This is a genomic window from Kocuria sp. KSNUG (assembly GCF_049532735.1).
GTDB classification, from domain to species: Bacteria; Actinomycetota; Actinomycetes; order Actinomycetales; family Micrococcaceae; genus Kocuria; species Kocuria rhizophila.
In genome coordinates this window covers 659,687-681,188 of record NZ_CP150981.1, presented here as the reverse complement: position 1 = coordinate 681,188, position 21,502 = coordinate 659,687, and the positions used below count along the sequence as shown (strand labels likewise).

The 21,502-nt window shown below is 70.8% G+C and carries 17 protein-coding genes; 5 read left to right on the top strand and 12 right to left on the bottom strand.

All coding sequences use genetic code 11. The features are described from left to right. Positions 1 to 481: 481 nt before the first annotated feature. The gene (locus AABM36_RS02975; protein ID WP_423447896.1) at positions 482 to 874 is read left to right on the top strand and encodes an NUDIX hydrolase; all 393 of its coding nucleotides are present in this window, start codon (positions 482 to 484) and stop codon (positions 872 to 874) included. 593 nt (positions 875 to 1,467) lie between these two features. On the opposite strand, the gene AABM36_RS02970 is transcribed toward AABM36_RS02975, so the two are convergent. The 3 genes from AABM36_RS02970 to AABM36_RS02960 form a co-directional block, all read right to left on the bottom strand. Next, on the bottom strand, positions 1,468 to 3,135 hold the full coding sequence (locus AABM36_RS02970; protein ID WP_423447309.1) for an MFS transporter: 1,668 nt from the start codon (positions 3,133 to 3,135) through the stop codon (positions 1,468 to 1,470). 171 nt (positions 3,136 to 3,306) lie between these two features. Further along, positions 3,307 to 4,158, bottom strand: coding sequence for a 5'/3'-nucleotidase SurE (gene surE, locus AABM36_RS02965; protein WP_423447307.1), 852 nt, complete (start codon positions 4,156 to 4,158; stop codon positions 3,307 to 3,309). A gap of 63 nt (positions 4,159 to 4,221) precedes the next feature. Continuing rightward, a complete protein-coding gene (locus AABM36_RS02960) occupies positions 4,222 to 5,184 on the bottom strand; it encodes a 1-phosphofructokinase family hexose kinase (RefSeq protein ID WP_039100720.1) in 963 nt (320 codons plus the stop codon). A gap of 61 nt (positions 5,185 to 5,245) precedes the next feature. On the opposite strand from AABM36_RS02960, the gene AABM36_RS02955 reads away from it, so the two are divergent. After that, entirely contained in the window at positions 5,246 to 5,725 is a 480-nt protein-coding gene (locus AABM36_RS02955) for a GNAT family N-acetyltransferase (protein ID WP_019311164.1), read from the top strand. A gap of 4 nt (positions 5,726 to 5,729) precedes the next feature. Here the strand turns inward: AABM36_RS02955 and AABM36_RS02950 are convergent, their stop codons facing one another. Then, positions 5,730 to 6,149, bottom strand: coding sequence for a ChaB family protein (locus AABM36_RS02950; RefSeq protein WP_423447304.1), 420 nt, complete (start codon positions 6,147 to 6,149; stop codon positions 5,730 to 5,732). 278 nt (positions 6,150 to 6,427) lie between these two features. Between AABM36_RS02950 and AABM36_RS02945 the strand changes: the two genes are divergently transcribed. After that, positions 6,428 to 6,901, top strand: a complete 474-nt coding sequence (locus AABM36_RS02945) for an Hsp20/alpha crystallin family protein (protein WP_039100717.1) — start codon at positions 6,428 to 6,430, stop codon at positions 6,899 to 6,901. A gap of 90 nt (positions 6,902 to 6,991) precedes the next feature. On the opposite strand, the gene AABM36_RS02940 is transcribed toward AABM36_RS02945, so the two are convergent. Further along, positions 6,992 to 7,987 carry a phosphatidate cytidylyltransferase gene (locus tag AABM36_RS02940; RefSeq protein ID WP_423447302.1) on the bottom strand — a complete coding sequence of 332 codons (996 nt, stop codon included), beginning with the start codon at positions 7,985 to 7,987 and terminating at the stop codon, positions 6,992 to 6,994. 6 nt (positions 7,988 to 7,993) lie between these two features. Continuing rightward, positions 7,994 to 8,656, bottom strand: a complete 663-nt coding sequence (locus AABM36_RS02935; protein WP_423447300.1) for a CDP-alcohol phosphatidyltransferase family protein — start codon at positions 8,654 to 8,656, stop codon at positions 7,994 to 7,996. Positions 8,657 to 8,908: 252 nt separating this feature from the next. Between AABM36_RS02935 and AABM36_RS02930 the strand changes: the two genes are divergently transcribed. Next, positions 8,909 to 9,472, top strand: a complete 564-nt coding sequence (locus AABM36_RS02930; RefSeq protein WP_423447299.1) for a hypothetical protein — start codon at positions 8,909 to 8,911, stop codon at positions 9,470 to 9,472. A 67-nt stretch (positions 9,473 to 9,539) separates the two neighbouring features. Here AABM36_RS02930 and AABM36_RS02925 read toward each other — a convergent pair whose 3' ends face one another. The 4 genes from AABM36_RS02925 to AABM36_RS02910 all read right to left on the bottom strand — a co-directional run bounded on the left by AABM36_RS02925 (position 9,540) and on the right by AABM36_RS02910 (position 17,035). Next, positions 9,540 to 13,382, bottom strand: a complete 3,843-nt coding sequence (locus AABM36_RS02925; protein WP_423447297.1) for an MMPL family transporter — start codon at positions 13,380 to 13,382, stop codon at positions 9,540 to 9,542. A gap of 196 nt (positions 13,383 to 13,578) precedes the next feature. Beyond that, the gene (locus AABM36_RS02920; RefSeq protein ID WP_423447295.1) at positions 13,579 to 14,244 is read right to left on the bottom strand and encodes a TetR/AcrR family transcriptional regulator; all 666 of its coding nucleotides are present in this window, start codon (positions 14,242 to 14,244) and stop codon (positions 13,579 to 13,581) included. A 104-nt stretch (positions 14,245 to 14,348) separates the two neighbouring features. Next, positions 14,349 to 15,731 carry a D-serine ammonia-lyase gene (locus AABM36_RS02915; RefSeq protein ID WP_121241634.1) on the bottom strand — a complete coding sequence of 461 codons (1,383 nt, stop codon included), beginning with the start codon at positions 15,729 to 15,731 and terminating at the stop codon, positions 14,349 to 14,351. 47 nt (positions 15,732 to 15,778) lie between these two features. Next, the gene (locus AABM36_RS02910) at positions 15,779 to 17,035 is read right to left on the bottom strand and encodes an MFS transporter (protein ID WP_121241632.1); all 1,257 of its coding nucleotides are present in this window, start codon (positions 17,033 to 17,035) and stop codon (positions 15,779 to 15,781) included. Between the two features lie 334 nt (positions 17,036 to 17,369). Here AABM36_RS02910 and AABM36_RS02905 point away from each other — a divergent pair, with 334 nt between their 5' ends. Next, positions 17,370 to 18,974, top strand: coding sequence for a GMC family oxidoreductase (locus AABM36_RS02905; protein ID WP_121241630.1), 1,605 nt, complete (start codon positions 17,370 to 17,372; stop codon positions 18,972 to 18,974). Positions 18,975 to 19,227: 253 nt separating this feature from the next. Here the strand turns inward: AABM36_RS02905 and AABM36_RS02900 are convergent, their stop codons facing one another. Beyond that, positions 19,228 to 20,310, bottom strand: a complete 1,083-nt coding sequence (locus tag AABM36_RS02900) for an alkene reductase (protein WP_121241628.1) — start codon at positions 20,308 to 20,310, stop codon at positions 19,228 to 19,230. A gap of 271 nt (positions 20,311 to 20,581) precedes the next feature. After that, on the bottom strand, positions 20,582 to 21,433 hold the full coding sequence (locus AABM36_RS02895) for a transporter substrate-binding domain-containing protein (protein WP_121241626.1): 852 nt from the start codon (positions 21,431 to 21,433) through the stop codon (positions 20,582 to 20,584). Between the last annotated feature and the right edge of the window lie 69 nt (positions 21,434 to 21,502).

The following is a 21,502-nucleotide window of genomic DNA, read 5'->3' as shown; positions in this document are numbered from 1 at the left end:
CCCTATGCGCGTTCTTGGTCCTGGGTACATGCATCGTCCTGGGCCAACTGGTTGGCATCATCCTCATGAGCCCTGCACTGGTGGAATACATCCCCGCGTGGCTGAATTGGCCAGCCTTCACCGCCGCAACAATGTGCGCCCTGGTTGCATTCATTCGGCAGTATTTGCCCGATGCCACGCGGGAAAAAACCAACAGTCCGCAATGAGCCTGTTCTAATTCTGCGCAGGACAATGACACTATCGATCCGTGACGCGAGGCAGGCAAGGCTACCGTTGTTCCCGAAATATTGGCCCAGGATTTTTGATCAGTACCTGAAAACCGACTGGTGCCATGGAGAACACAGCCACCGTGAAGAAGTGATAGAGCTTAAACTTACGGCCAGGTCAGGGGGCGGTTAAGCCCAGGAACCCGCAATACGTCACACGCCAGAGACCGACTGTTCGTTTCCCTATGTGCGGGTAGCACAGCACCGCCCTCAGAATCTCCTGCCGCCGGGACCGCGTCTCGTCGGATGCCCCACCAGGGCGCCTGTCGAGAGGCCCTGCCCACTGTGCCGCGTCTCAACCGGAGGCGGGCGAGACCGCCGGGGAGACCGGGATCCGCGAGGTGCGCGAGGAACTGGGGATCGAACTGTCCCCGGCGGATCTGGAGCCGGTGGGCGAGTGGCACAGCGACGCCGCCAACGAACCCGGTCACGGGCTGCACAGCCACGTGTTCATGAGCACGGCTCCGCTGACGCAGACTCCGGTGCCGGCCGCAGAGATCGAGGAGCTGCGGTGGCAGCCCCTGGACGGCGTGGAGGACGTCGAGGACCTCGCCCCGCTGGCCCGCTGGTACGCGCTGCCGGCGGTGCGGGGATGGGCTCCTAGCTGATCTGCGGGTTACCCCGGGCGCCCTTACTGCCGGGGGATTCGACCCCAGTGCTCCAACCGACTAACGCGGAACTTGTGCAGGAGCAACTGGCCGCCAGCAAAGATGGTGGCATAGACAGCTGGGACCAGCATGAGGTCCCACGTGATCTCCCTGGGCCAGAACATCAGGATCAGCACCACGGAGAGTCCAACGGTCGACAAGAATGTGACCGCTGCCAGGAACAACGCTCGAAGCACTGTGTGGGGATAGTACGGATCCGCTCTCAGGATCTGCTGCCGCCGGGACTGGGACTCGCCGGAAGCGCCCACTGGTGCGCCTTTCGCTGACCCCTGCCCCCCCCGTGTCGCGTGTCGAAGACGTTTGGTTCGCTCGTGGACATCGCTGCCTCACCCGCTCAGGTTGTTCCACCGGGAATCTCCCGGTCTCCCACCGTCTCAGACAGCACAGGGCCGGACAATGACCATTCGGCCACTCTCCCCCCGCCGCGCGACCGGGGTGAGACGACGCGCGGGGCCGGCCGTGCGGCGTCGTCGGCGCCCACGAGGACCCCACGGCGGCGCGAGAGGCTTCGGAAGCGACCCCGCGGGAGGCGGTCAGGCCGCGGGCGTCTCGTCCTTCCGCGCCGCCCGGCGGACCTGCAGCGCACCCAGGAAGCCGAGCAGGATGAACCCGGTGGCGATCACGAGCGCCCACTGGGTGGCGTGCGTGAAACCGGTGGAGAGGGCGTCGATCACGTGCTGCGTCTCCGGCCCGAGGGGCTGCTGCGCGGCCTGGCCCTGCAGCTGCGGGATCATGCCGCCCGCGGACTGGCGGGTGGCGTCCGCGAGCTTGTCCGCCTGGGCGGCGTCGAGCCCGGTGGCGTCCAGCGCGGCGGGCAGGGTGAGGCTCATGGACACGGACAGCGCCGCGCCCGCGAACGCCGTGCCCAGCGCCGAGCCGATCTGACGGACGGTGCTCTGCGTGGCGGATGCCTGGCCCGACGACGCCACGGGCACGTCCCGCAGCACGGTACCGGTCAGCTGCGCGGACGCGAGCCCCAGGCCCACGCCGTAGACCACGAGCGGCAGCGCCACGAGCCACGCGGCGGTGCCCGGACCCATGACCAGGGCGAGCACCACCACGCCCACCACCTCGAGCCCCAGGCCGATCAGCACGGTTCCGGGCGCCCCGAACTTCGCGGCCAGGTGCCGGGCGGACGCGCCCGAGATGAACGCGCCGATGGCCATGGCCGCGAGCACCAGGCCGGACTGCATGATGTCCAGGCCCAGCACGTTGGTCAGGTACAGCGGCAGCACGAAGATGATCGCGAACTCGCCCACGGCCACCATGGCGGCCGCCAGGTTGCCCCACGAGAACGTGCGCACCTGGAACAGGTTCAGGTCCAGCAGCGCCGAGCGGCGCACCTTCGCGCGGTGGCGCTCCCACACGATGAACAGGCCGAGGGCCACGAAGCCCACCACCAGGGCGATCGCCACGATGGACACCGGCGCCGTGGCGGGCCACACCCACCCGAAGATCGAGAAGTCCGCCGTGGGGGTGAGCCAGCCGATGGCCGGGCCCTCGATGATCGCGAACACCAGCGCGCCGAACGCGATGGCGCTGAGCATGGCCCCGTCCACGTCCGCCCCGCGTTCGCGCACGTCGCTGCGGGTGTTGGTGATGCTGCCCCACCCCACCACCGCGATGATCGCCGCGAGCGGCAGGTTCACCAGGAAGATCCAGTGCCACGACGCCCAGTGGGTCAGGGCGCCGCCCACCAGCGGGCCGATCGCCGCGGCACCGGACATCACCGCGCCCCACACGCCGAACGCCGGGCCGCGGTACTTCCCGCGGAACAGCGCGTTCACCGTGGACAGGGTGGACGGCATGATGAACGCCGCGCCGAGCGCCTGCACCGCGCGGGACGCGATGAGCCCCCCCGCCGTGCCGGACAGGGCCGCCAGCAGGCTGCCCCCGGCGAAGACCACGAGCCCCACCATGAACATGGTCTTGCGCCCCCAGCGGTCCGCGAGCTTGCCCGTGGACAGCAGCAGCGCCGCGAGCAGCACCGCGTAGAGGCTGTTGACCCACTGCGCGTCCGTGAGGTTCAGGTGCAGGTCCTGGATGATCGCGGGCAGGGCGACCCCCACGATCGTGCCGTCCAGCACGATCATCCCGAGCCCGGCGGCGAGCGCCGCGAGCGCGATCCAGTCCTTACGGCTCGGGGCGTCCACGGCCTCGACGCCGCTGGGGTGCGTGTCCGTCGCTGGTGTCGATGCCATGGTCGCGCCTTCCGCAGGGGGTCCGTTCCCACCCTGGCCCCGGCCCGGTGGCCGGGAGGGGCAGGGAGAGTGCTTCTCGCGGGAAGACTATCCGCTCACCGTGTGAACGTGCAGGGACCGGTGGCGGACGTCGTGGTCGTCGTGTGCCTACCGCTCACGGGAGGCGGGACGTCAGGTTCGGCGTATGACCGTGGCGGAGTCCACGGTGACGTCGCCGGGACCGGGTGCGGCGGCGGCGTCCGGGGCGGGGACTGTGATGCCGAGGTCGGCGGGGGTGACGGTGCGGAAGTCCTGGTGGGGGTCGTCCACGGGGGCGCGCAGCAGCGTGGCCGTGGCCCAGCCGTGGGTGAGGAGGTAGTGGTCGCTCTCGGGTTCCTCGGGTCCTGTCTCCGCACTGTAGGTCACCGCGATGTGCTTCTCGTCCCCGCGCCCGATCTGCGCCTGGACCGCTCCGAAGCTCGCGAGCCGGGCGGGTTTGAGCCCCCGCAGCCGGTCCGGGGACACGTCCGGGACGTTGACGTTGAGGATCCACTCGTCGAACGGGCGGTGCTCCCAGCGCTCCAGTGCGTAGCGGGTGACCAGCAGGGCTGTGTCCCAGTGCTGGGGTGCACCGGAGGTGATGGACACCGCGATCCCCGGGATCCCGTGGGACGCGCCCGTGAGCACCGCGCCCACGGTGCCCGAGTGCAGAGTGGCCTTGCCCGTGTTCGCGCCCAGGTTCACGCCGGAGAGGATCATGTCCGGGCGCTGGCCGAAGGCCCCGTAGGAGGCCAGGAACGCAATCAGCGCGGGGGCGGCCTTCACCCCCACGCACTCCACGCCCTCGGGCATCCGGGGCGGGTCCGCGGGGACCAGGGCGATCCGCCCGTCGATCTCCTCACCGGACAGGGACGAGCTGGCGCCCGAGTACTCCTCGGCGGGAGCGGCCACCTTGACACTGTGCCCGCGGTCCAGCGCGGCCCGCGCGAGCACCGACAGTCCCGGGGACGAGATGCCGTCGTCGTTGGTGACCAGGATGTGCATGGGGTCCATGGTGGCACGCGGCCCGGGCCCGGACCAGGGTGGCGCCCCCTGTGACCGGGCCCGTCAGGAGAGGGTGCGCACCGTGATCTGGCGGGCGAACTTCTCTATGGTCGTGCGGTTGCCGGTGCCGAGCCCACGGCGGGCCACGTTCAGCGCACCCGCCGAGGCTCCCAGGGCCACGGCGTCCACCAGGTCCAGGCCGCGCGCCAGTCCCACGGAGATGCCCGCGGTCATGGAGTCCCCCGCCCCGCGGTGGTCCAGCGGCGTGATGGACGGCGCCGAGACCTCCCGCACGGTGTCCTTCTCCACGAGCAGCGCCGGGTCCTTGGCGCGCGAGACCACGACGGCGCCCGCACCCCGCTCCACGAGCGCCCGCCCGGCGTCCACGAGGGACTCGGGGGTGTCGTCCGAGCCGAGGTCCAGGTCCCGGACCTCCTCGTGGCTGATCTTGAGCACGTCCACGTGGGCGTCCACGGCGGCCAGCGCAGGAGCGCCGCTCAGGTCCGCGACCACGGTGGTCCCCGCGTCCCGGGTGTCCCGGATGAGCCGGCCGAAGAACGACGCCGGCAGCACGTCCCCGGGTTCCGCGCCCGTGACCGTGAGGACGTCCGAGGCCAGGGCGTCCACGAACGCGGTGCCGTATAGGTCGTCCAGCTCGTGGCGGGAGAGCTCGGGCGGCGGCATGTGGGCCACGGTCTCCCGGTCCTCACCGCGCAGGTCGTACACGTAGCCGCCGTTGCCGTACCCGTAGCGCACGGCGTTGACCTGCATCCCGAGCCCGTCCAGCATGGAGCGGATCAGGGTGCCCAGCTCACCACCGAACGGCCCGTTCACCGAGACGTCCGCGCCCAGGGAGCCGGCCATGCGGGCCACCCACAGGCCCTGCCCGCCGGGGTGCATGTGCACGTCCGACTCGTGGGGGCTGCGGTTGCGGTTCGCCGCCGGCTCCGTGATCTCCGTGATCAGCAGCGGCGTGGGAACCAGGATGGACAGGCGCGGCGCGGCGCCGGAGCGGGTCTCGGTCACGAACGAAAGCTACATCACACCATCCCTGGTGAACAGCACATGGAGGTGCCACCATGGTGGGATGAATTCCACCGCACCGGTCCGCATCGTGGAGGGTCAGGCCGCCAGCGAGCACACCCTGCAGGCCCTGAGCGCGTACTTCAGCGAACTGGACCACCGGATCGACGGCGGGTTCGACCCCGCGCTCACCGAGGTCTCCGGCCCTGAGGACGTGACCCCGCCCCACGGGGACTTCTTCCTCATGACGGACCTGGTCACGGGAGCCGTGATCGCATGCGGAGCGGTCCGGCGGATCGACGACGAGCGCGTGGAGCTGCGCCGGATCTGGGTCACCCCGGAGCACCGCGGCAAGGGCCACGCCCGTACGCTCGTCCGGGCGCTCGAGAACAAGGTGCGCTCCTTCGGCGCCACCACGGCCGTGGTCTCCCTGAACCCGGAGATGACCGAGGGCATCGCGATGTTCCGCAACCGCGGCTACGAGCCCGTGGAGTCCTTCCACCAGGACACCACCGCCTCGGTGTTCCTGGCGCGGGTGCTCTAGGGCCTCAGTCCCGCGCGTCCCGCGTCCTCTTGTCGTTCGCCTTCTCGATGGCCTCCACCAGCTCGTCCTTGGTCATGTCCGAACGGCCCTGCACGTCCAGTTCCTGGGCGATCTCGTAGAGGTGCTCCTTGGAGGCGTTCGCATCCACTCCCCCGGCGGTGTCCTCGGAGTTGAGCCCGCCCTGCTCCGCGCTGGCGTCCGACGGGCCGTTCTCCTCCTTGGGCTCCCAGTGGTCCCCCACCTTCTCGTAGGTGTGCTTCACCGCGGCCCACGCGGTGCGGGCGGCGCGGGACTCGTCGTGGTACTCGTCCTCCGCAGAGTCGTACGCCTGCGCGAACGTGTCCTGCGCCTTCTCGTCCGAGCGCCGCAGCGTGGACGGAATCTCGTCCTGACGCGCGCGACCGTTCTTCCTCGCCTTGGGCACGGTGTCCTCCTGCTCTCGGGAACGTCTCTGGTGCTTCGATTCTAGGAACGACGACGCCGCCCGCCCCACCCATTCGGACCCGACGCAACCCGTGTGCGCCTTGAGCTGAATCCGCTCAACTTTAATGCTCCAACCCTTGGCACCCGGCCGGGGAGAGTGCTAATTTATGAGCAGTTGAGTCAGGGGTACTCAAGGAACGTGACGGCTCCTCGTCCACCGGTTTCACGGGGGCTCCGGGGCGCACCACGGACGAGTCGCACAGGAAAGGAACAGCAGTCATGGCAACCTTCGATCCGTTCTCCGAGGTCCAGAACTTCGCCAACCAGGTGCTCTCCACCCGCAACGGCCTGGAGCAGATGCCCATGGACCTCTTTCGCCGGGGCTCCAACTACTACCTCGCCGCGGACCTCCCGGGCATCGACCCCACCAGCGTGGACGTGGACGTGGACGGCCAGCTGCTGACCATCCGCGCGCAGCGCCGCCTGCCCTCCGCGGAGAAGGACACCAAGTGGATCGTGCGCGAGCGCCGCAACCACTCCTTCGTGCGCCAGCTGAACCTGGGCCAGGGCATCGACACCGAGAACATCACCGCCGCGTACGACAACGGCGTGCTGACCGTGACCATCCCCGTGTCCCCCAAGTCCCAGCCGCGCAAGATCCAGGTGGCCACGGGCCAGAACCAGGACAACGTGGTGCTGGAGAACGGCCAGCAGGAGCAGCAGGCCGAGTCCGGCGAGGACTCCGAGAGCTGACCGCCCGGCGCCAGCCGGCACGCACTGAGTGAGCCACGAGGGCCCGCGGGAGATCCCGTGGGCCCTCGGTCACGCGCGGGGGCCTGGGACTCACCCCGCGAAGAAGAACCGGGTCAGGTGGAAGAACACCGGTGCCGCGAAGATCAGGGAGTCCATCCGGTCCAGGATCCCGCCGTGGCCCGGGATGAGCGCCCCGAAGTCCTTGATGCCGCGGTCCCGTTTGAGGCTGCTCATCACGAGCCCGCCCACGAAACCCAGCAGGCAGGACACCAGGGCCAGCACCCCGGCCTGCCACGGGGTGAACGGGGTCAGCCACCACAGCGCCGCCCCCAGAGCCGTGGCGGAGAGCACCCCGCCCACGAAGCCCTCCCACGTCTTGTTCGGGCTCACGGTGGGCGCGATCCGGTGCCGGCCCACGGTCTTGCCCCACAGGTACTGCAGGACGTCCGAGCCCTGCACCACCACGGCGAGGAACAGCAGCAGCGCGCCCGCCTCCACGCCACCGGAGCCCACGGCGGAGCCGTCCGCCGCGGCCCTGCCCTCGTGGATGGCCACGGGCAGCTGCAGCACCGCCGGGAGGTAGCTCAGGGCGTAGACGCACACCATGAGCCCCCACTGGCTCAGGGCGGCCCGGTGCAGGAACGACTCCGTGCGCCCGGACAGCGCGAGCAGCACGGGCAGGAACAGGAACGCGTACACCGGGATGAAGATGGCGAACATCCCGTACCAGTGCTCCCACACGAACCAGAAGTGCAGCGGGGCGAGAACCACCATGATCCAGCTCAGCACCCTCCGGTCCCGCTCCCCGGGCGGCAGCAGGTTGGCGAACTCCCGCAGGGCCAGCAGGGACAGGGCGAGGAACAGCAGCACCACCGCGGTCTCCCCCAGTGCCAGGCTGCCCACGAGCACCGCCACCATGATCCACCAGGCGAAGATCCGCTGCCGCACGTTCAGCAGCGTGGCCCGCAGCCCTTCCGACGCCGTGCGCCGGTACATCAGCTCCGCCACCACGGTGGCGAGCACCAGGAACCCCAGCAGTCCGGCGAGGAACCACCACGTGGGCCCGCCCAGCAGTCCGATCTCCATGGCGGCCTACCCCTTCTCCCGCAGTTCGCGGGCCACGGCCAGCAGCCGGGTGGTCACGGTCAGCGCGCACCCCAGCACCACGAGCACGAGCGTGACCCACAGGACGCTCCCGCGCGGCCACCCCCACCACGGCTCGGTGGCGCTCAGCAGGATCCCCGCCAGGAGCAGCCACATGCGCCGCTGCTTGGGCAGCACCCCACCGAACTGCTGCGCGCACCCCACGCTCACGCCCAGGGTCCGCACGTAGGCGGTGAGCACCGCGAGGCTCCCGGCCAGCCACCCCAGGGCTGCACCGCCCACCACCGACGACGCCGCCCAGCCGGCCCCCGCGAGCAGCGCCAAGTCTGAGATCCGGTCCGGCACCTCGTTGTAGAGCTCCCCCGTGGGTGTGCGTAGCCCGCCCTCCACGGCGAGCATCCCGTCGAACATGTTGCACAGCAGACGCAGGGGGATGCAGAGCGCGGCGAGGACGAGCGCGAGGGTGCGGGCGGCGTCGTCCGCGTGCACCGAGACCGCCAGGCAGCCGCAGCCCACCAGGGAGACGAGCACCGAGGCCACCGAGATGTGGTTGGGGCGCAGTCCCGCGCGCTGCAGGGCGCCGGCGATGGCGGTGGCCCACCCGGCGGAACGCTGCGGGATGGGCCTGCGCAGGGGATCGGTGGTGGCCATGCGGCGTCTCCTCGGGCCGTGGGGACTGTGGATCTGCGCCAACAGTGGCACACCCGCGGCCCTGCGGTGGTTGGATGTCCACAACCGCGCCGCCTCGAGACCACCGGGAGACCACCGTGCACAGCAGAACCCTGGACGGGCCCACGCGGCCCTGGAGCCCGCACCGGCCACGGCTGACCTGCGGAGACGCTCCGCGTGCCACACCGGGAGCCGCCGTCACGCGCCGCGCCCACCCCGGGGTGGTGGAGCCCGGTGAGTGTGCTGCGTGACCACGCCGTGGCCGGTGCCTGGGGCTTCGCGGAGGCCACCGCGTTCTTCGTGGTCCCGGACGTGTGGCTCTCCGCGGCTGCCCTCCGGAACCTGCCCCGCGGACTCGCGTGCGCGGCGTCGGCCACCACGGGTGCCCTGGTGGGCGGCGCCGTGATGCACCGCTGGGGTGCCCGTGTTCCCGGTGACGACTCGGCGCGGATGCTCGCCCGGATCCCCGCGGTCTCCTCCGCGATGGTCGCGCGGGTGGAACGGGACATGGCCGCCCGCGGGTTCACGGCCGTGCTCCTGGGGCCGCTGCGGGGCACCCCCTACAAGCTCTACGCCCGCACCGCCGGGCTGCGCGGTGATCCGCTGCACCGGTTCCTCGCGTGGTCCGTGCCCGCACGGGCCCCGCGCTTCGTGGTGGTCACGGCCGCGGTCGGCGGGATCTCCGCCCTGCACGGACGGCTCTGGCCGGACGCTCCCGAACGGGTGCGGTGGGCGATCTTCGGCACCGGGTGGACCGCGTTCTACGCGTGGTACTTCCGCACGGTGGGCCGGGAATGAGAACGGGCCCCGGGCAACGACCAGGACGGTCGGCACCCGGGGCCCGTTGAGCCGGTGCGAGGGACGCTCAGCGGCCCATCCAGCGCACCACCCGGTCGAGGTCCTCGGTGGCCCGCTTGGACCACACCATCAGGGCGTACACGTGGGGGCCGCCCTCGCACACCACGGTGGTGGTGTCCACGCCCGCACGGACCAGGTCCGTGACGAACTCCATGGTGTCCGGGAACAGCATGTCCCGGTCCCCCTGCAGCACGAACGTGCGCGGCAGGCCGTGCACCTCACCGAACGCGGGGCTCACCATGGGGTCCGTGACGTCGCGGGTTCCGGCCCACCAGCGGCCGGCCGCGCGCGGCCCCTCGGTGTCCAGCATGTGGTCCACGGAGCGGTACTCCTCGATCTCCGGATTGCTCACTGTGGCATCGACCCACGGGGACACCAGGATGAGCCCTGCGGGCTGCTCGGCACCGGCCTCGCGCAGCCGCATGGCCTGAGCGACCGCCAGACCACCGCCGGCGGAATCACCGGCGAGGAAGACCCGCGGGGACAGGGACCGCGCCAGGGACCACACGCCGTCGGCGAGCGCCAGGGCCTCGTCCACCGTGTGATCCGGAGCGAGCCCGTAGCCCGGCACCACCACGGTGGCCCCGGTGCGCTGCATGAGGGCGTCGATCCACCGCCAGTGCGTCCCCGTCATGGGGTGCACGTACGCCCCACCGTGCCAGTGGATGACCACCGGCGCAGCCGCACGCTCCAGGGCGGGCCTGGGACGTGCGATGACCACCGGTCGCCCGGTCACCATGACCTTCTCGAACGTCGCCCGCTTGTGCATGGACTTGTGCGGGGCGGCCTCCTCACGGGGGCTCGCCAGCGAGGCCAGCAGCTTCTGCTCGGACTCCCACACGTCGGGAAGCACCCGCAGACCCTGGTTGGTCGCGCGCAGCGCGGGATCAGCGGGCACGAGGACCACGTCCGGGGTCACCTCCCGGGCCGCAGGGCCGTCAGCGCCCGGGGCCTCGTGGCCCGGGACGTCCGCTGCGTGGCGCCCGTGGCGCCGCGCGCGGTGCTGCTCGGTCACGGTCCGCTCGGCCACGGGCACCCCCAGCGGTGCCGACGCCGCATGGCGGGCATCCTCCGGCACGTCCAGGTCTCCCGACGCCGCGTGGCGGGCCCCGGCCGCAGCGGCCGCAGACCCCGCGGCAGCCGAGGGCCCACCGGATGTCCGGCCCTCAGGGGCGGAGTTCTCCACGGTGGCACCGGCACCTTCCGGAATCTCGGCGGCGACGGTTCGGCCACCCGGGCCGAGCTCACCCCCGACGGCGGACCGGTCGTGGCTCGACCCCTCCCCGTGGACGGTCTCTTTCTCGGAGGAGTCCCGGTGGTGGGCGGCCACCCCGGCTGCACCTGCCGCCGCACCGGCCACGGCCGCCCCGGTGTGCTGAGCCGAACCGCGGTGGCGGTGGGCCGAGTCCGCGCGGTGGCGACCCCTGGCGTGGGAGTGGCGTGCGGCGTCGTCGTCCGCGTGGTCCGCTGCGTCCGCGGTGGAGGCGGCGGTCTCGCGCAGCAGGGACTCACCCTCCACGTCCACGTGCGGCAGGATCTTGTCCAGCCAGCGCGGCAGCCACCAGGCCTTCTCGCCCAGCAGGCGCATGACCGCGGGGATCAGCAGCATCCGCACCACGAACGCGTCCAGCAGCACACCACCCGCGAGCGCGAAGCCGATGGGCCGGATCATGGACAGCTCCGAGAAGATGAAGCCCGCGAACACGGAGATCATGATGATCGCCGCGGCCGTGACCACGGAGCGCCCGGCGCGGAAGCCGTGGACCACGGCCTGCCGCGCGGGGTGCCCGTGGACGTAGGCCTCGCGCATGCCGGAGACCAGGAACAGCTGGTAGTCCATGGCCAGGCCGAACAGGATGCCGACCATCAGGGTGGGCAGGAAGCTCAGGATGGGCCCGGGATCGTGCACGCCGAACAGGGCGCCGCCCCAGCCCCACTGGTACACCGCGACCACGGCGCCCAAGGACGCCAGCACCGAGAGCAGGAAGCCCAGGGTGGCGATCACGGGGACCAGCACGGAGCGGAACACCATGAGCAGCAGCAGCAGCGAGATGAGCATGACCACGCCGAGGTACAGCGGGAGCTTCTCGCCGAGCAGCTGGGAGACGTCGATGTTCGCTGCGGTGGTGCCCGCCACGCCCACGTGGACGTCCTCCTGGGACTCCAGGTCGCCGTTGAGGTCGCGGATGCTGCCCACGAGCTCCTCGGTGGCCGCCTCGGCGGGCCCGGACTCGGGGATCACCTGGATCACGCCGGTGGCGCGGTCGTCCGTGAGCTGGCCGGGGAGCACGTTGGCCACGTCCTCCTGGGCGGCCAGCTGGTCCGAGACCACGTTGATCTTCTCCTGCGCCTCGGCCTTGCTGAGGCCCTCGGGCAGGTCCACGACGACGGCGATGGGACCGTTCTCGCCGGCCCCGAAGTCCTCCGCGATGCGCTGGTACGCCTTGTACTGCGTGCTGTCCTCGGCCTCGATGGAGGCGTCCGGCAGACCCAGGCGCATGCTCTGCGCGGGGATCGCCAGCACGATCAGCACGGCCGCGCACGCCAGCGTGGTGATCCACGGGTGGCGCAGGTGCAGGGGCACGTTGTGCTCGTCGATGCTCTCCTCGTGCGGCGCGGCGTTGCGCTGCTTCTTGGGCAGCACCCGCCGCCCGGCCAGCGAGAGCAGCGCCGGGGTGAGGGTCAGGGTCAGCAGCAGGGCCACCAGCACGGCCAGTCCTGCCGTGGTGCCCATGAGCCCCAGGAAGGGGATGCCCGTGACGTTCAGCGCCACCAGGGCCACCATCACCGTGAGCGCCGCGAAGAACACCGCGGTGCCGGAGGTCCCCACGGCCAGACCGATCGACTCGCGCACCTCCACGCCGCGGCGCAGCTGCTGGCGGTGCCGGTTGAGCACGAACAGCGAGTAGTCGATGCCCACCGCGAGCCCCAGCATCACGCCGAGCATGGGCGTCACCGACATCATGTCCACCGCACCGGAGAACGAGAGCGTGATGCAGGTGGCCACGGCCACGCCCAGCAGTGCCGTGAGCACGGGGAGCGCGGCCGGCACGAGGGCCCGCAGCATGATGAGCAGCACCAGCCCGGCCACGACCACGCCGATGATCTCGGACGGGCCCAGCAGCGCGGTGATGTCCTGCGCGATCTCCTGGGAGAACTCCACACCCACGCCGTCCACCGGGTGGGCGCGGACGGCGTCCATCACGGCGGTCTTGGTGTCCGCCTCCACCGCGTTCTGCTCCTGCGTGAAGTTGACCACGCTGATCGCGGAGTTCTGGTCCTCGGAGACCACGCGGTAGTCGCCCATGCGCTCGTAGCTCTGCTCACCCTGCTCGAGCTGGGCCTTCTGCTGCTCCAGCTGGTTCGGGTCGATCCCCTGCTGCTTGAGCACCTGCTCCGGGCTCACCCCGGGTGGGAGGCTCTTCTGCAGCTGGGCCATCTGCTTCTCGCCCTGTTCCAGCTTCTGACGGCCGTCCTCGAGCTGCTTCCGGCCGTCGTCCAGCTGCTGCTGGCGCTCGAACGGGTTGACGGTGGAGTCCACCCCGGAGACGTCCTCCGTGGCCTTCAGTGCGTCCTCGATGCCGTCCTTCTGGGCCTGGGTGAACTCCGAGCCGTCCTCGGTGTAGAACACCACCCGGCCCGTCCCCTGGTTGGCCTCCGGCATCTCCGCCTTCAGCTTGTCCGCCAGGTTCTGCGTCTCGGTCCCGGGGATCGTGATGGCGTTGCTCAGGTGCACCCCCGAGACGGCCACCCCGCCCACGGCCAGCGCCAGGACGGCGAGCCACACCAGGATCACCGCCCACGCGTGGGCGGCCGAGCTCTTGCCCAGCCTGTACAGAAGTCGTGCCACGGAAGTTCTCCTACTGAGTCGTCTGTGCGGTGAAGTGTCTGGCGGGTGCGCCGCGCGGGGCGGCCGCGGATCCCGGGTGGTGCCTGTTCGGGGTGGTCCCCGTCGGTGCGCTGGTCTCGTTCGCTGCGGTGGTTCTCTGCCGCTGCGGTGGTTCTCGGGTGCCGGGTGGTCTCGGGCGGGGGACGACGCCGCGGCGTCAGGTGTCGAAGCCCCTCCCCAGCACCTCCAGGGCGGTGGACAGCAGCTCGTCCCAGGTGTCACGCCCCCGCTCGTCCAGGACCCCGCCGGTGCGGACCAGCCACTCGTCCAGGCACTCGGCGAGCGAGTTGATGAGGGTGGTGGCCACGAGGTGCGTCTGGAACGGGGTGTACTGCGGCAGACGCTCCCGCAGTACCTCGTTCAACCGCTGCACGGCGGTCCGGGTCACCCGGAAGCCCCACAGGGACGCGGCCGGAGTCTCCTGCACGTCCACGGAGAACATGGGTTGGAGGTCACCGATCAGCACATGGGCGCGCAGCGCGTCGATCAGCTGCCGGTAGACCTCCCCGAGGGTGGCGGTACCCGTGCCCGAGGGCCGCGGAAGATCCTGCAGCACCGTGTCGATCAGCCCGGCCACCAGTTCCGAGAGGTACTCGAACGCCGCGTCCTGTGCGGAGGGGAAGTGGTTGAAGATGGTCCGCCGCGACACCCCGGCTCGCGCAGCCAGATCGTTGACGGTCACCCGTTCCGCACCCAGTTCTGCGGTCAGCTCCCCCGCCGCGGCGACGATGGCCCGGCGGTTGCGCAGCCTGATGGCCTCGCGCTTGTCCTTGGGCTCCGCCTCGGGCCGTTCACGGCATCCGGAGATCAGCTGGGGTGTCACGGGGCCATCGTACGGCAGTCTTTGCACGGAGTGCACCTTGTTGTGCGGAGGGTCTCACGGACCCGGGCGCCGCCCCACGCCTACGCTGCGTCCGCGACGCCGTCTCACCCCAGGTAGCGCGCCCTCACGTCCGCGGGGAGCATACCGCCACCCGTGAGCCACGCGAGGTGGGTGGCCCCCTTGGGAACGCGACCCTCCTCGCCCGGACGAGGTCCGCCACCCTCCCGAGCTTCTACCTCTCCCGGGACGCGGCGGATGGCCTCCAGCGCCGACGCCGCGGACGGCTCCACCACTATGCCCTCCGAGGCATGCAAGGCTCTGACCTGGGCCGTCATCTGCTCGTCCGACGCCGTGACGCAGCCCGCGATCAGCCCCTGCATGGCACGGCCCACGAAACCCGAGGGGCGCCCCACCGCCAGACCGTCCGCGACCGTGCGAGTGGTGAGTCCGAGCTCCGCCACGGAGATGCCGTCGTGGAGTCCCGTGTGCAGCCCCAGGAGCATGCACGGCGCCTGGGTGGGCTCCACGAACACGCACTGCACCGCATCCCCGAACTCCCTCGCCAGGCCGTAGGCCACCCCGCCGGGAGCCCCTCCGATCCCGCACGGCAGGTACACGTAGAGGGGGTGCTCCCGGTCCACGGTGATGCCCTGGTCCGCAAGCTGGCGTGCCACGCGCGCGCCGGCCACCGCGTACCCGGCGAACAGGCTGAGGGAGTGCTCGTCGTCCACGAAGTGCACGGCGTCGTCGTGCTCCGCCACCCGGCGACCCGCGGCCACAGCCTCCGTGTAGTCCGTGCTGTGCTCGACCACTTCCACGCCCCGCGAGCGCAGCAGGTCCTTCTTCCACTGCTGGGCGTGGGTGGACATGTGCACCGTGGCCTGCAGCCCGAGGGCGGCGGAGATGATCCCGATGGACAGTCCCAGGTTGCCGGTGGAACCCACCACCACGCGGTGCTCGGCCATGAGGGCGCCGAACGGGGCGCTGCTGAACGCCGTCGAGTCCTTGTCCGCATCCGGGCGCATTGTCGGGTCCGGCAGGAGGCCGTGCGCCACGGCCAGCGACTCCGCGTACTGCAGCACCTCGTGGACGCCTCCCCGCGCCTTGACGGACCCGCTGACCGGGAGGATGTCGTCCCTCTTGAGCAGCACCCGTCCGCTCCGCAGCTCGGCGACCTCCTGCCATGCCGACGCCTCCTGCAGCGGGGACTCGATGAGCCCGCCCGCGGCGGCGGTGTCCGGGAAGGTCGCCGCGATCCAGGGGCGGAAGCGCTCGAGGCGCGCGGCGGCGTCGTCGACGATCGCGGGGTCCACCCCGGACGCCGAGAGCCCGTGCGCGGCGTCCGTCGCGGCGGGGTTCCACCAGGTGAGGGGCTCCTCGCGGGCCAGGCGCGCGGCCAGCGGATCTGCGAGGAGTCGCCCGGAGGCCGCATCCTCCCGGGCCGGGGACGGGGAGGCGGTGCGCGGGTCGGGACGCTGTGCTGTCATGCGTCCATCATGGCGCGGTCACGGGGAGGGGGCCACTGCGGACTGCGTCACACCACCCGGCGCACATTTTCCGGCCGGGTGGCGTGCATGGCGACCGCCGCCACGAGGCCCGCGACGCCCGCCCCCAGCGTGAGCACGAAGCCGCGTTCGGGCACCGCGGACAGCAGCCCGCCCATCGCGGAGCCGAACGAAACACCCAGGACGATGCACGTGGTGAGCATGGTCATCACACTGGCCATGCGGTGCGACGGTGCGACCTCCTCGCCGCGGGTGTACGAGCTGACCAGCAGCGTGCCCACGCCGAGGCCCGTGGCCGCGAAGATCACGCTGAGCGCCACCGGCCCCGGAACGCCCATCAGCAGCACGGCCGTGACCCCCACGACGAGCGCCCCGCACGCCACGCGCACCGACAGCGGCACGCGGGAGGGCAGGCGGGACACCAGCAGGCTCGCGAGCGCGCTGCCCACGCCCATGCAGCCGTAGATCAGGCCGGTGTAGGCCTCCGTCCCGCGCTCGGCGTTGATGGCCGTGAGCGCGGTCTGCGTGGAGCCGAACACGGTGCCCACGCACAGGCACGCGAGCATGGGCGGCAGCACGGCGGACCAGCGGACCCGAGGGGCAGTGCCGTCGGTGACCTCGATGGAGCGGGTGTCCAGGGTCAGGTTGCGCCGCTGCGCGAGGTAGGCGATGAAGCACCCCTGCCCCAGCAGCACCCACACCATGAGCACCACGAGCGCGGGGTTCGGCCCCAGTACCCCCACCAGCACGCCCGCGATCACGGGGCCCAGCACGAAGCCCACTTCGTCGCACGCGGTCTCGTACCCCAGGGCCTTGCTCACCAGCCCCGGCGTACGACGACGCCGCGCGAGCGCCGACCAGCGCGCCCTCGCGATGGCGCCGATCTGCGGATTCGCGGCGCCGATGACGGCCCCGGCCACCAGGACCAGGGAGGAGGGTGCCTCGAGGAGCACCACCGCCAGCAGCGATCCCATGCCCAGGAGCTGCACCGCCGTGGCGGAGACGACCACGGGCAGCGGTCCGAAACGGTCGACCATCCGGCCCAGCAGCGGGGCGCCCACGGCGGAACCCAGACCCGTGGCGGCCACGGTGAGACCGGCGAGCCCCAGCCCCAGGCCCGCCCCGCTCACGTAGAGCAGCACGCCCAGCTGGACGGTGGCGGCGGGCAGGCGGCCGATGAGTCCCGTGATCAGGAACGGCCAGCCACCCGCGGACACGAGCGAGGGGACGCCGGCCGGTGCGGGCGCCGTCGTGCTCTGGGATGGGTGGGGCGGGGGTGTGCTCATGTGCGTGCTCCTGGGTACGACCGACGACCGCGCACCCGACCACACACGCGGAGAACCCCTGACAACGCTGCCAATTCTACCGGGGCCCCACCGGGCGGGCGTGCGGTCTTGGGGAGTAAACGCAGCCTGAGCAGCGAAAATCCGCTTTTGCTCCGTTAGTGCAGACCCCCCGCCCGAGGATCAAGTGCAGATTTTGCCGTCTACCGCCGAGTAGACGGCAAAATCTGCACTTTGTCTTCAGGGGGTGGAGTGGGCAGCTCGGCCCAGCACGCATCCCCAAAGGCCGTGCACGCCAGGACCAGCCGCCATGTGTCCCGCATCACATACTGGGAGCATGACGAACACAGCAGACAGCGCCCGCCACACCGTCGTCGTGGGCGCGGGCACCGCAGGATCCATCATCGCCGGGCGCCTCGCGGAGGCCGGGCACCGGGTGACGCTGATCGAGGCGGGTGGTGAGGACACCAACCCCGCCATCCCGCACCTCTCCCGACTGGGCGAGCTCTGGCACAGCCCCGAGGACTGGGACTACTTCACCGTGCCGCAGGAGCACGCATCCGGCCGGGTCATCCACTGGCCGCGCGGACGCGTACTGGGCGGCTCCCACGCACTGAACGCCGCCATCTGGGTCCGCGGCAACCCGCTCGACTACGACGACTGGGCCGCCGCGGGCTGCGACGGCTGGGCGTGGCGCGACGTCGCACCCGTCTTCGAGGCGCTAGAGGCCTACGACGGCCCCACCGGGGACGACGACGCCGCCGCACCCCGCGGCACGGACGGTCTCGTCCCGGTGGTGGGCAGCTACCGGCGCAGCCCGATCTTCGACTCCATCATCGCGGCCGCAGAGGCAGTAGGGGTGCCGTTCAACGCCGACTACAACTCCGGTTCCCAGGAGGGCATCTCCCAGGAGCAGCTGACCGTGGCGGGCGGCCGGCGTGTGACCACCTACATGGCGTACGCGAAGCCGTGGGTGGACCGGGGCGCCATCGAGGTCCGCACCGGGGCGGTGGTGGAACGGCTGGTGCTGACCGACGGCAAGGTCACAGGGGTTCAGCTGCACACGGGAACGAACGCACAGGTGGAGGGCATCTCACCCGAGGAACCCACCGCGGACCTCGCCTCGAACGGCGAGATCATCGAGGCGGACGAGGTGGTGCTGTGCGCCGGGGCACTGGACAGCCCCAAGATCCTCATGCGCTCAGGCATCGGCCCCGCGGAGCACCTGCGCGAGGTGGGGATCGAGCCGGTGGTGGACCTTCCCGGTGTGGGCAAGAACCTGCACGACCACCTGCTCGTGCCCGTGATCGCGGAGGCCACGGCACGGACCCTCGAGCACCCCGAAGACGAGATCGCGGTGACCCAGACCCACCTGTTCTGGAAGTCCACCCCGGACCAGGACCGCCCGGACACCCAGCCCCTGCACTTCTGCGTGCCCATGTACGACGACCAGATGGAGGGCCCCGCCAACGCCTTCACCCTGCACACCGCGCTGGTCCGCCCGTACTCGCGGGGCAGGATCACCCTGACCGGACCCAGCAGCACGGACCCCGCCAACTACGACCCCAACATCTTCTCGGACCCCCGGGACCGGGAGGCGCTGCGGGTGTCGCTGCGGCAGGGACGGGCGATGGCGGCGTCGTCCCCCTTGGCCGAGGAGTGGGGTGCGCAGGAGATCTACCCCGGACCGGACGTGGTCACCGAGGCCGACGAGGACGCCTACATGGACCGGGCCGTGACCACCTACCACCACCAGGTGGGCACGTGCCGCATGGGGACCGACGAGATGGCCGTGGTGGATCCCGCCACACTGCGTGTGGGGGGAGTGGACGGCGTGCGGGTGGTGGACGCCTCCGTGATGCCGTTCATCACCAATGGCAACACGAATGCCCCCTCCGCGATGATCGGCGAGAAGGGTGCGCGGATGCTGCTGGGCGAATGATCCGCCGGGCGGGAGTGCTGTCAGCGGGTCAGCGCAGGGCACGGTTACAGGGGCAGGAGAGGCACCAGGCAGCGAGGGCCGTGCTGTCTTGTGGAGTAAATGCAGCCTGAGCAACGAAAATCTGCAGTAACTCCGTTAGTGCAGTCCCCCGCCCGAGGATTAAGTGAAGATTTTGGCGTCTACCACCGAGTAGACGGCAAAATCTGCACGTTGTCTTCCGAGGTGGGCGGCTGGCGCCCCGCGGGCCCTGCCCCTACGCGTTCACCGTGGCGACCGGGTAGTCCACGTACCCCTTCGGGCCGCCCACGTAGAAGGTCTTGGGGTCCGGGGTGTTCAGCTCCAGACCGTCGCGCCAGCGCTCCACCAGGTCCGGGTTGGCGATCAGTTCACGCCCCACCATGACGCCGTCGGCGAGGTCCGCGGCCATGATGTGCTCCGACTCCTCGAACTCGGTGTACTCGCTGAACCCGCTGTTGAGGTAGAACACCCCGTCGAACTGGCCGCGCAGCTCCTGCACGAACTCGCCGTCGATGTCCTTGTGCAGCACGGAGAGGTACGCCAGCCCCAGGTCGCTCAGGCCGGCGAGCAGCGCGGCGTAGGTGGCGCGGACGTCCTCGTGGTCGTCCTCGATGGCGCCCTGGACGTTGTGCTCGGGGGAGATCCGCAGACCCACCCGGTCGGCGCCGATCTCCTGGGCGACGGCGCGCACCACCTCCACCACGAAGCGCGCCCGGTTCTCGGGCGACCCTCCGTACTCGTCCGTGCGGTGGTTGGAAGAGGGGGCCAGGAACTCGTGGAGGATGTACCCGTTCGCGCCATGGATCTCCACGCCGTCGATCCCCGCATCCACCGCACGGCGCGCGGCGGAGACGAACTCCTGCCGGATCCGCGGCAGCTCGTCGGTCGCCAGCGCGCGCGGCACGGGGATGGGCTGCTTGCCGCTGGGCACGTGGGTCTGCTGGTCGATCCCGACGGCGCTCGGAGCCTCCGGCGTGGCGCCTCCCGTGAGCTCGGGGTGCGAGACGCGGCCCGCGTTCATGACTTGCATGAACACCACGCCGCCCTTGTCGTGGACCCCCTCAGCGACGCGGGACCACCCGAGGGCCTGCTCGGTGGTCTCGATCCCGGCCTGACCCCAGAACCCCCGGCTCGTCAGAGCGGGGAACGTGCCCTCGGTGACCACCAGCCCCGCGGACGCCCGCTGCGCGTAGTACTCCACGTTCATGTCCTTGGGCACGCCGTCCTCGTCGGAGCGCATCCGGGTGAGCGGCGCCATGGCCACACGGTTGGAGAGCTCGAAGGCTCCTACGGTGATGGGGTCGAACAGGGTGGGCATGCGGGTCCCTCCGTCGAAACTGCGGTTACTGCCTGGTCATGAGGGACAACACCCTTGCCGCGCTGACCATTCCTGCGGAAAGTTCACCACCTGACATCATCGCCTCAGGAGTGGGCCCCCACGAGAGCTGCCCCCCGGTTCCACAGCGCCCGGACACACCTGGGGCCGGGTGCCCCCGCTCCTGCGAGCGGTCCGCACCCGGCCCCGTCGATCCCCCATCGGGTCACCTGCCCACCCGGTCATTCCCCTGGTCTTGCGCACTCCGCGGCACTCACCCGTACCACTTCTTCTCCGCCGCGGCCTTGGTGCCGTCCTGCGAGGCGATGTCCAGCCAGTTGTCCACGTACTCCTCCCACACGGCATCCCCCTGCGGCAGGAGGTAGCCCTTGTCGAAGTGGTCGAAGGGCTTGTCCGGGTGCACCGAGCACAGTTCGGGGTGTGTGTGCGCCACCCATCGGGTCTCGGAGGCGTCCGTGACCATCACGTCTGCTGTGCCCTGGATGATCTGGTCGAAGATCGTGTTGTTGTCCTCGTACTTGGTCACCTCGGCCTTTGGGAAGTTCTTGGTGGCGAACTTCTCGTTGGTACCGCCCACGGGCGTGATGACCCTTACGCCTGGCTTGTTGATTTCCCCCACGGTGTCGTACTTCTCCTCCTCGCCGCACCGCACCACCGGTGTCTTGCCGTCCGGGGAAGTCGGCTCCGTGAACGTGACCTTCTGGGCCCGATCCGTGGTGTACGAGATGCCACCCACCGCGATGTCGCAGTGCTGGTCCATGTCCGAGACGACGTTCGCCCACGAGGTCTGCACGAACTCCACGTCCGCGCCGAGCGACTCCCCCAGATTCCGGGCCATGTCCACGTCGATGCCGGACCACTCACCGCTCTTCGGGTCCTTGTACGTGTACGGCCTGTAGTCCCCGGTGGTGCACACCTGGATCTTGTGGTCCCGCAGCACCTCACCAAGCCGGGAGTCAGCCGCGGCAGGGGCCACCGAGGCCTCGGACGACGACGCCGCGGCGCCGTTCTCCTGTCCCTGCTCACCGCACCCGGTGAGCAGCCCCGCGGCGGCGAGGGCGACACCCGCGGCGAGCACGGCGGTGGGTCGTGACGATGTCTTCATGGCAACCTTTCTCGATCCTGGCGCGGAGAGCCCGGGCGGACGTGGGTAGGTCGGCGGATGCGGCTCGAC

Excerpts from the sequence above, each read along its gene's own strand:
- AABM36_RS02895 (WP_121241626.1), bottom strand. The coding sequence starts at position 21,433 with ATGAAGACATCGTCACGACCCACCGCCGTGCTCGCCGCGGGTGTCGCC.
- surE (WP_423447307.1), bottom strand. The coding sequence starts at position 4,158 with ATGCACATCCTGGTCACCAACGACGACGGCATCTCGTCCCCGGGACTG.
- AABM36_RS02940 (WP_423447302.1), bottom strand. The coding sequence starts at position 7,987 with ATGGAGATCGGACTGCTGGGCGGGCCCACGTGGTGGTTCCTCGCCGGA.
- AABM36_RS02900 (WP_121241628.1), bottom strand. The coding sequence starts at position 20,310 with ATGCCCACCCTGTTCGACCCCATCACCGTAGGAGCCTTCGAGCTCTCC.
- AABM36_RS02915 (WP_121241634.1), bottom strand. The coding sequence starts at position 15,731 with ATGACAGCACAGCGTCCCGACCCGCGCACCGCCTCCCCGTCCCCGGCC.
- AABM36_RS02945 (WP_039100717.1), top strand. The coding sequence starts at position 6,428 with ATGGCAACCTTCGATCCGTTCTCCGAGGTCCAGAACTTCGCCAACCAG.
- AABM36_RS02970 (WP_423447309.1), bottom strand. The coding sequence starts at position 3,135 with ATGGCATCGACACCAGCGACGGACACGCACCCCAGCGGCGTCGAGGCC.
- AABM36_RS02935 (WP_423447300.1), bottom strand. The coding sequence starts at position 8,656 with ATGGCCACCACCGATCCCCTGCGCAGGCCCATCCCGCAGCGTTCCGCC.
- AABM36_RS02955 (WP_019311164.1), top strand. The coding sequence starts at position 5,246 with ATGAATTCCACCGCACCGGTCCGCATCGTGGAGGGTCAGGCCGCCAGC.
- AABM36_RS02910 (WP_121241632.1), bottom strand. The coding sequence starts at position 17,035 with ATGAGCACACCCCCGCCCCACCCATCCCAGAGCACGACGGCGCCCGCA.
- AABM36_RS02905 (WP_121241630.1), top strand. The coding sequence starts at position 17,370 with ATGACGAACACAGCAGACAGCGCCCGCCACACCGTCGTCGTGGGCGCG.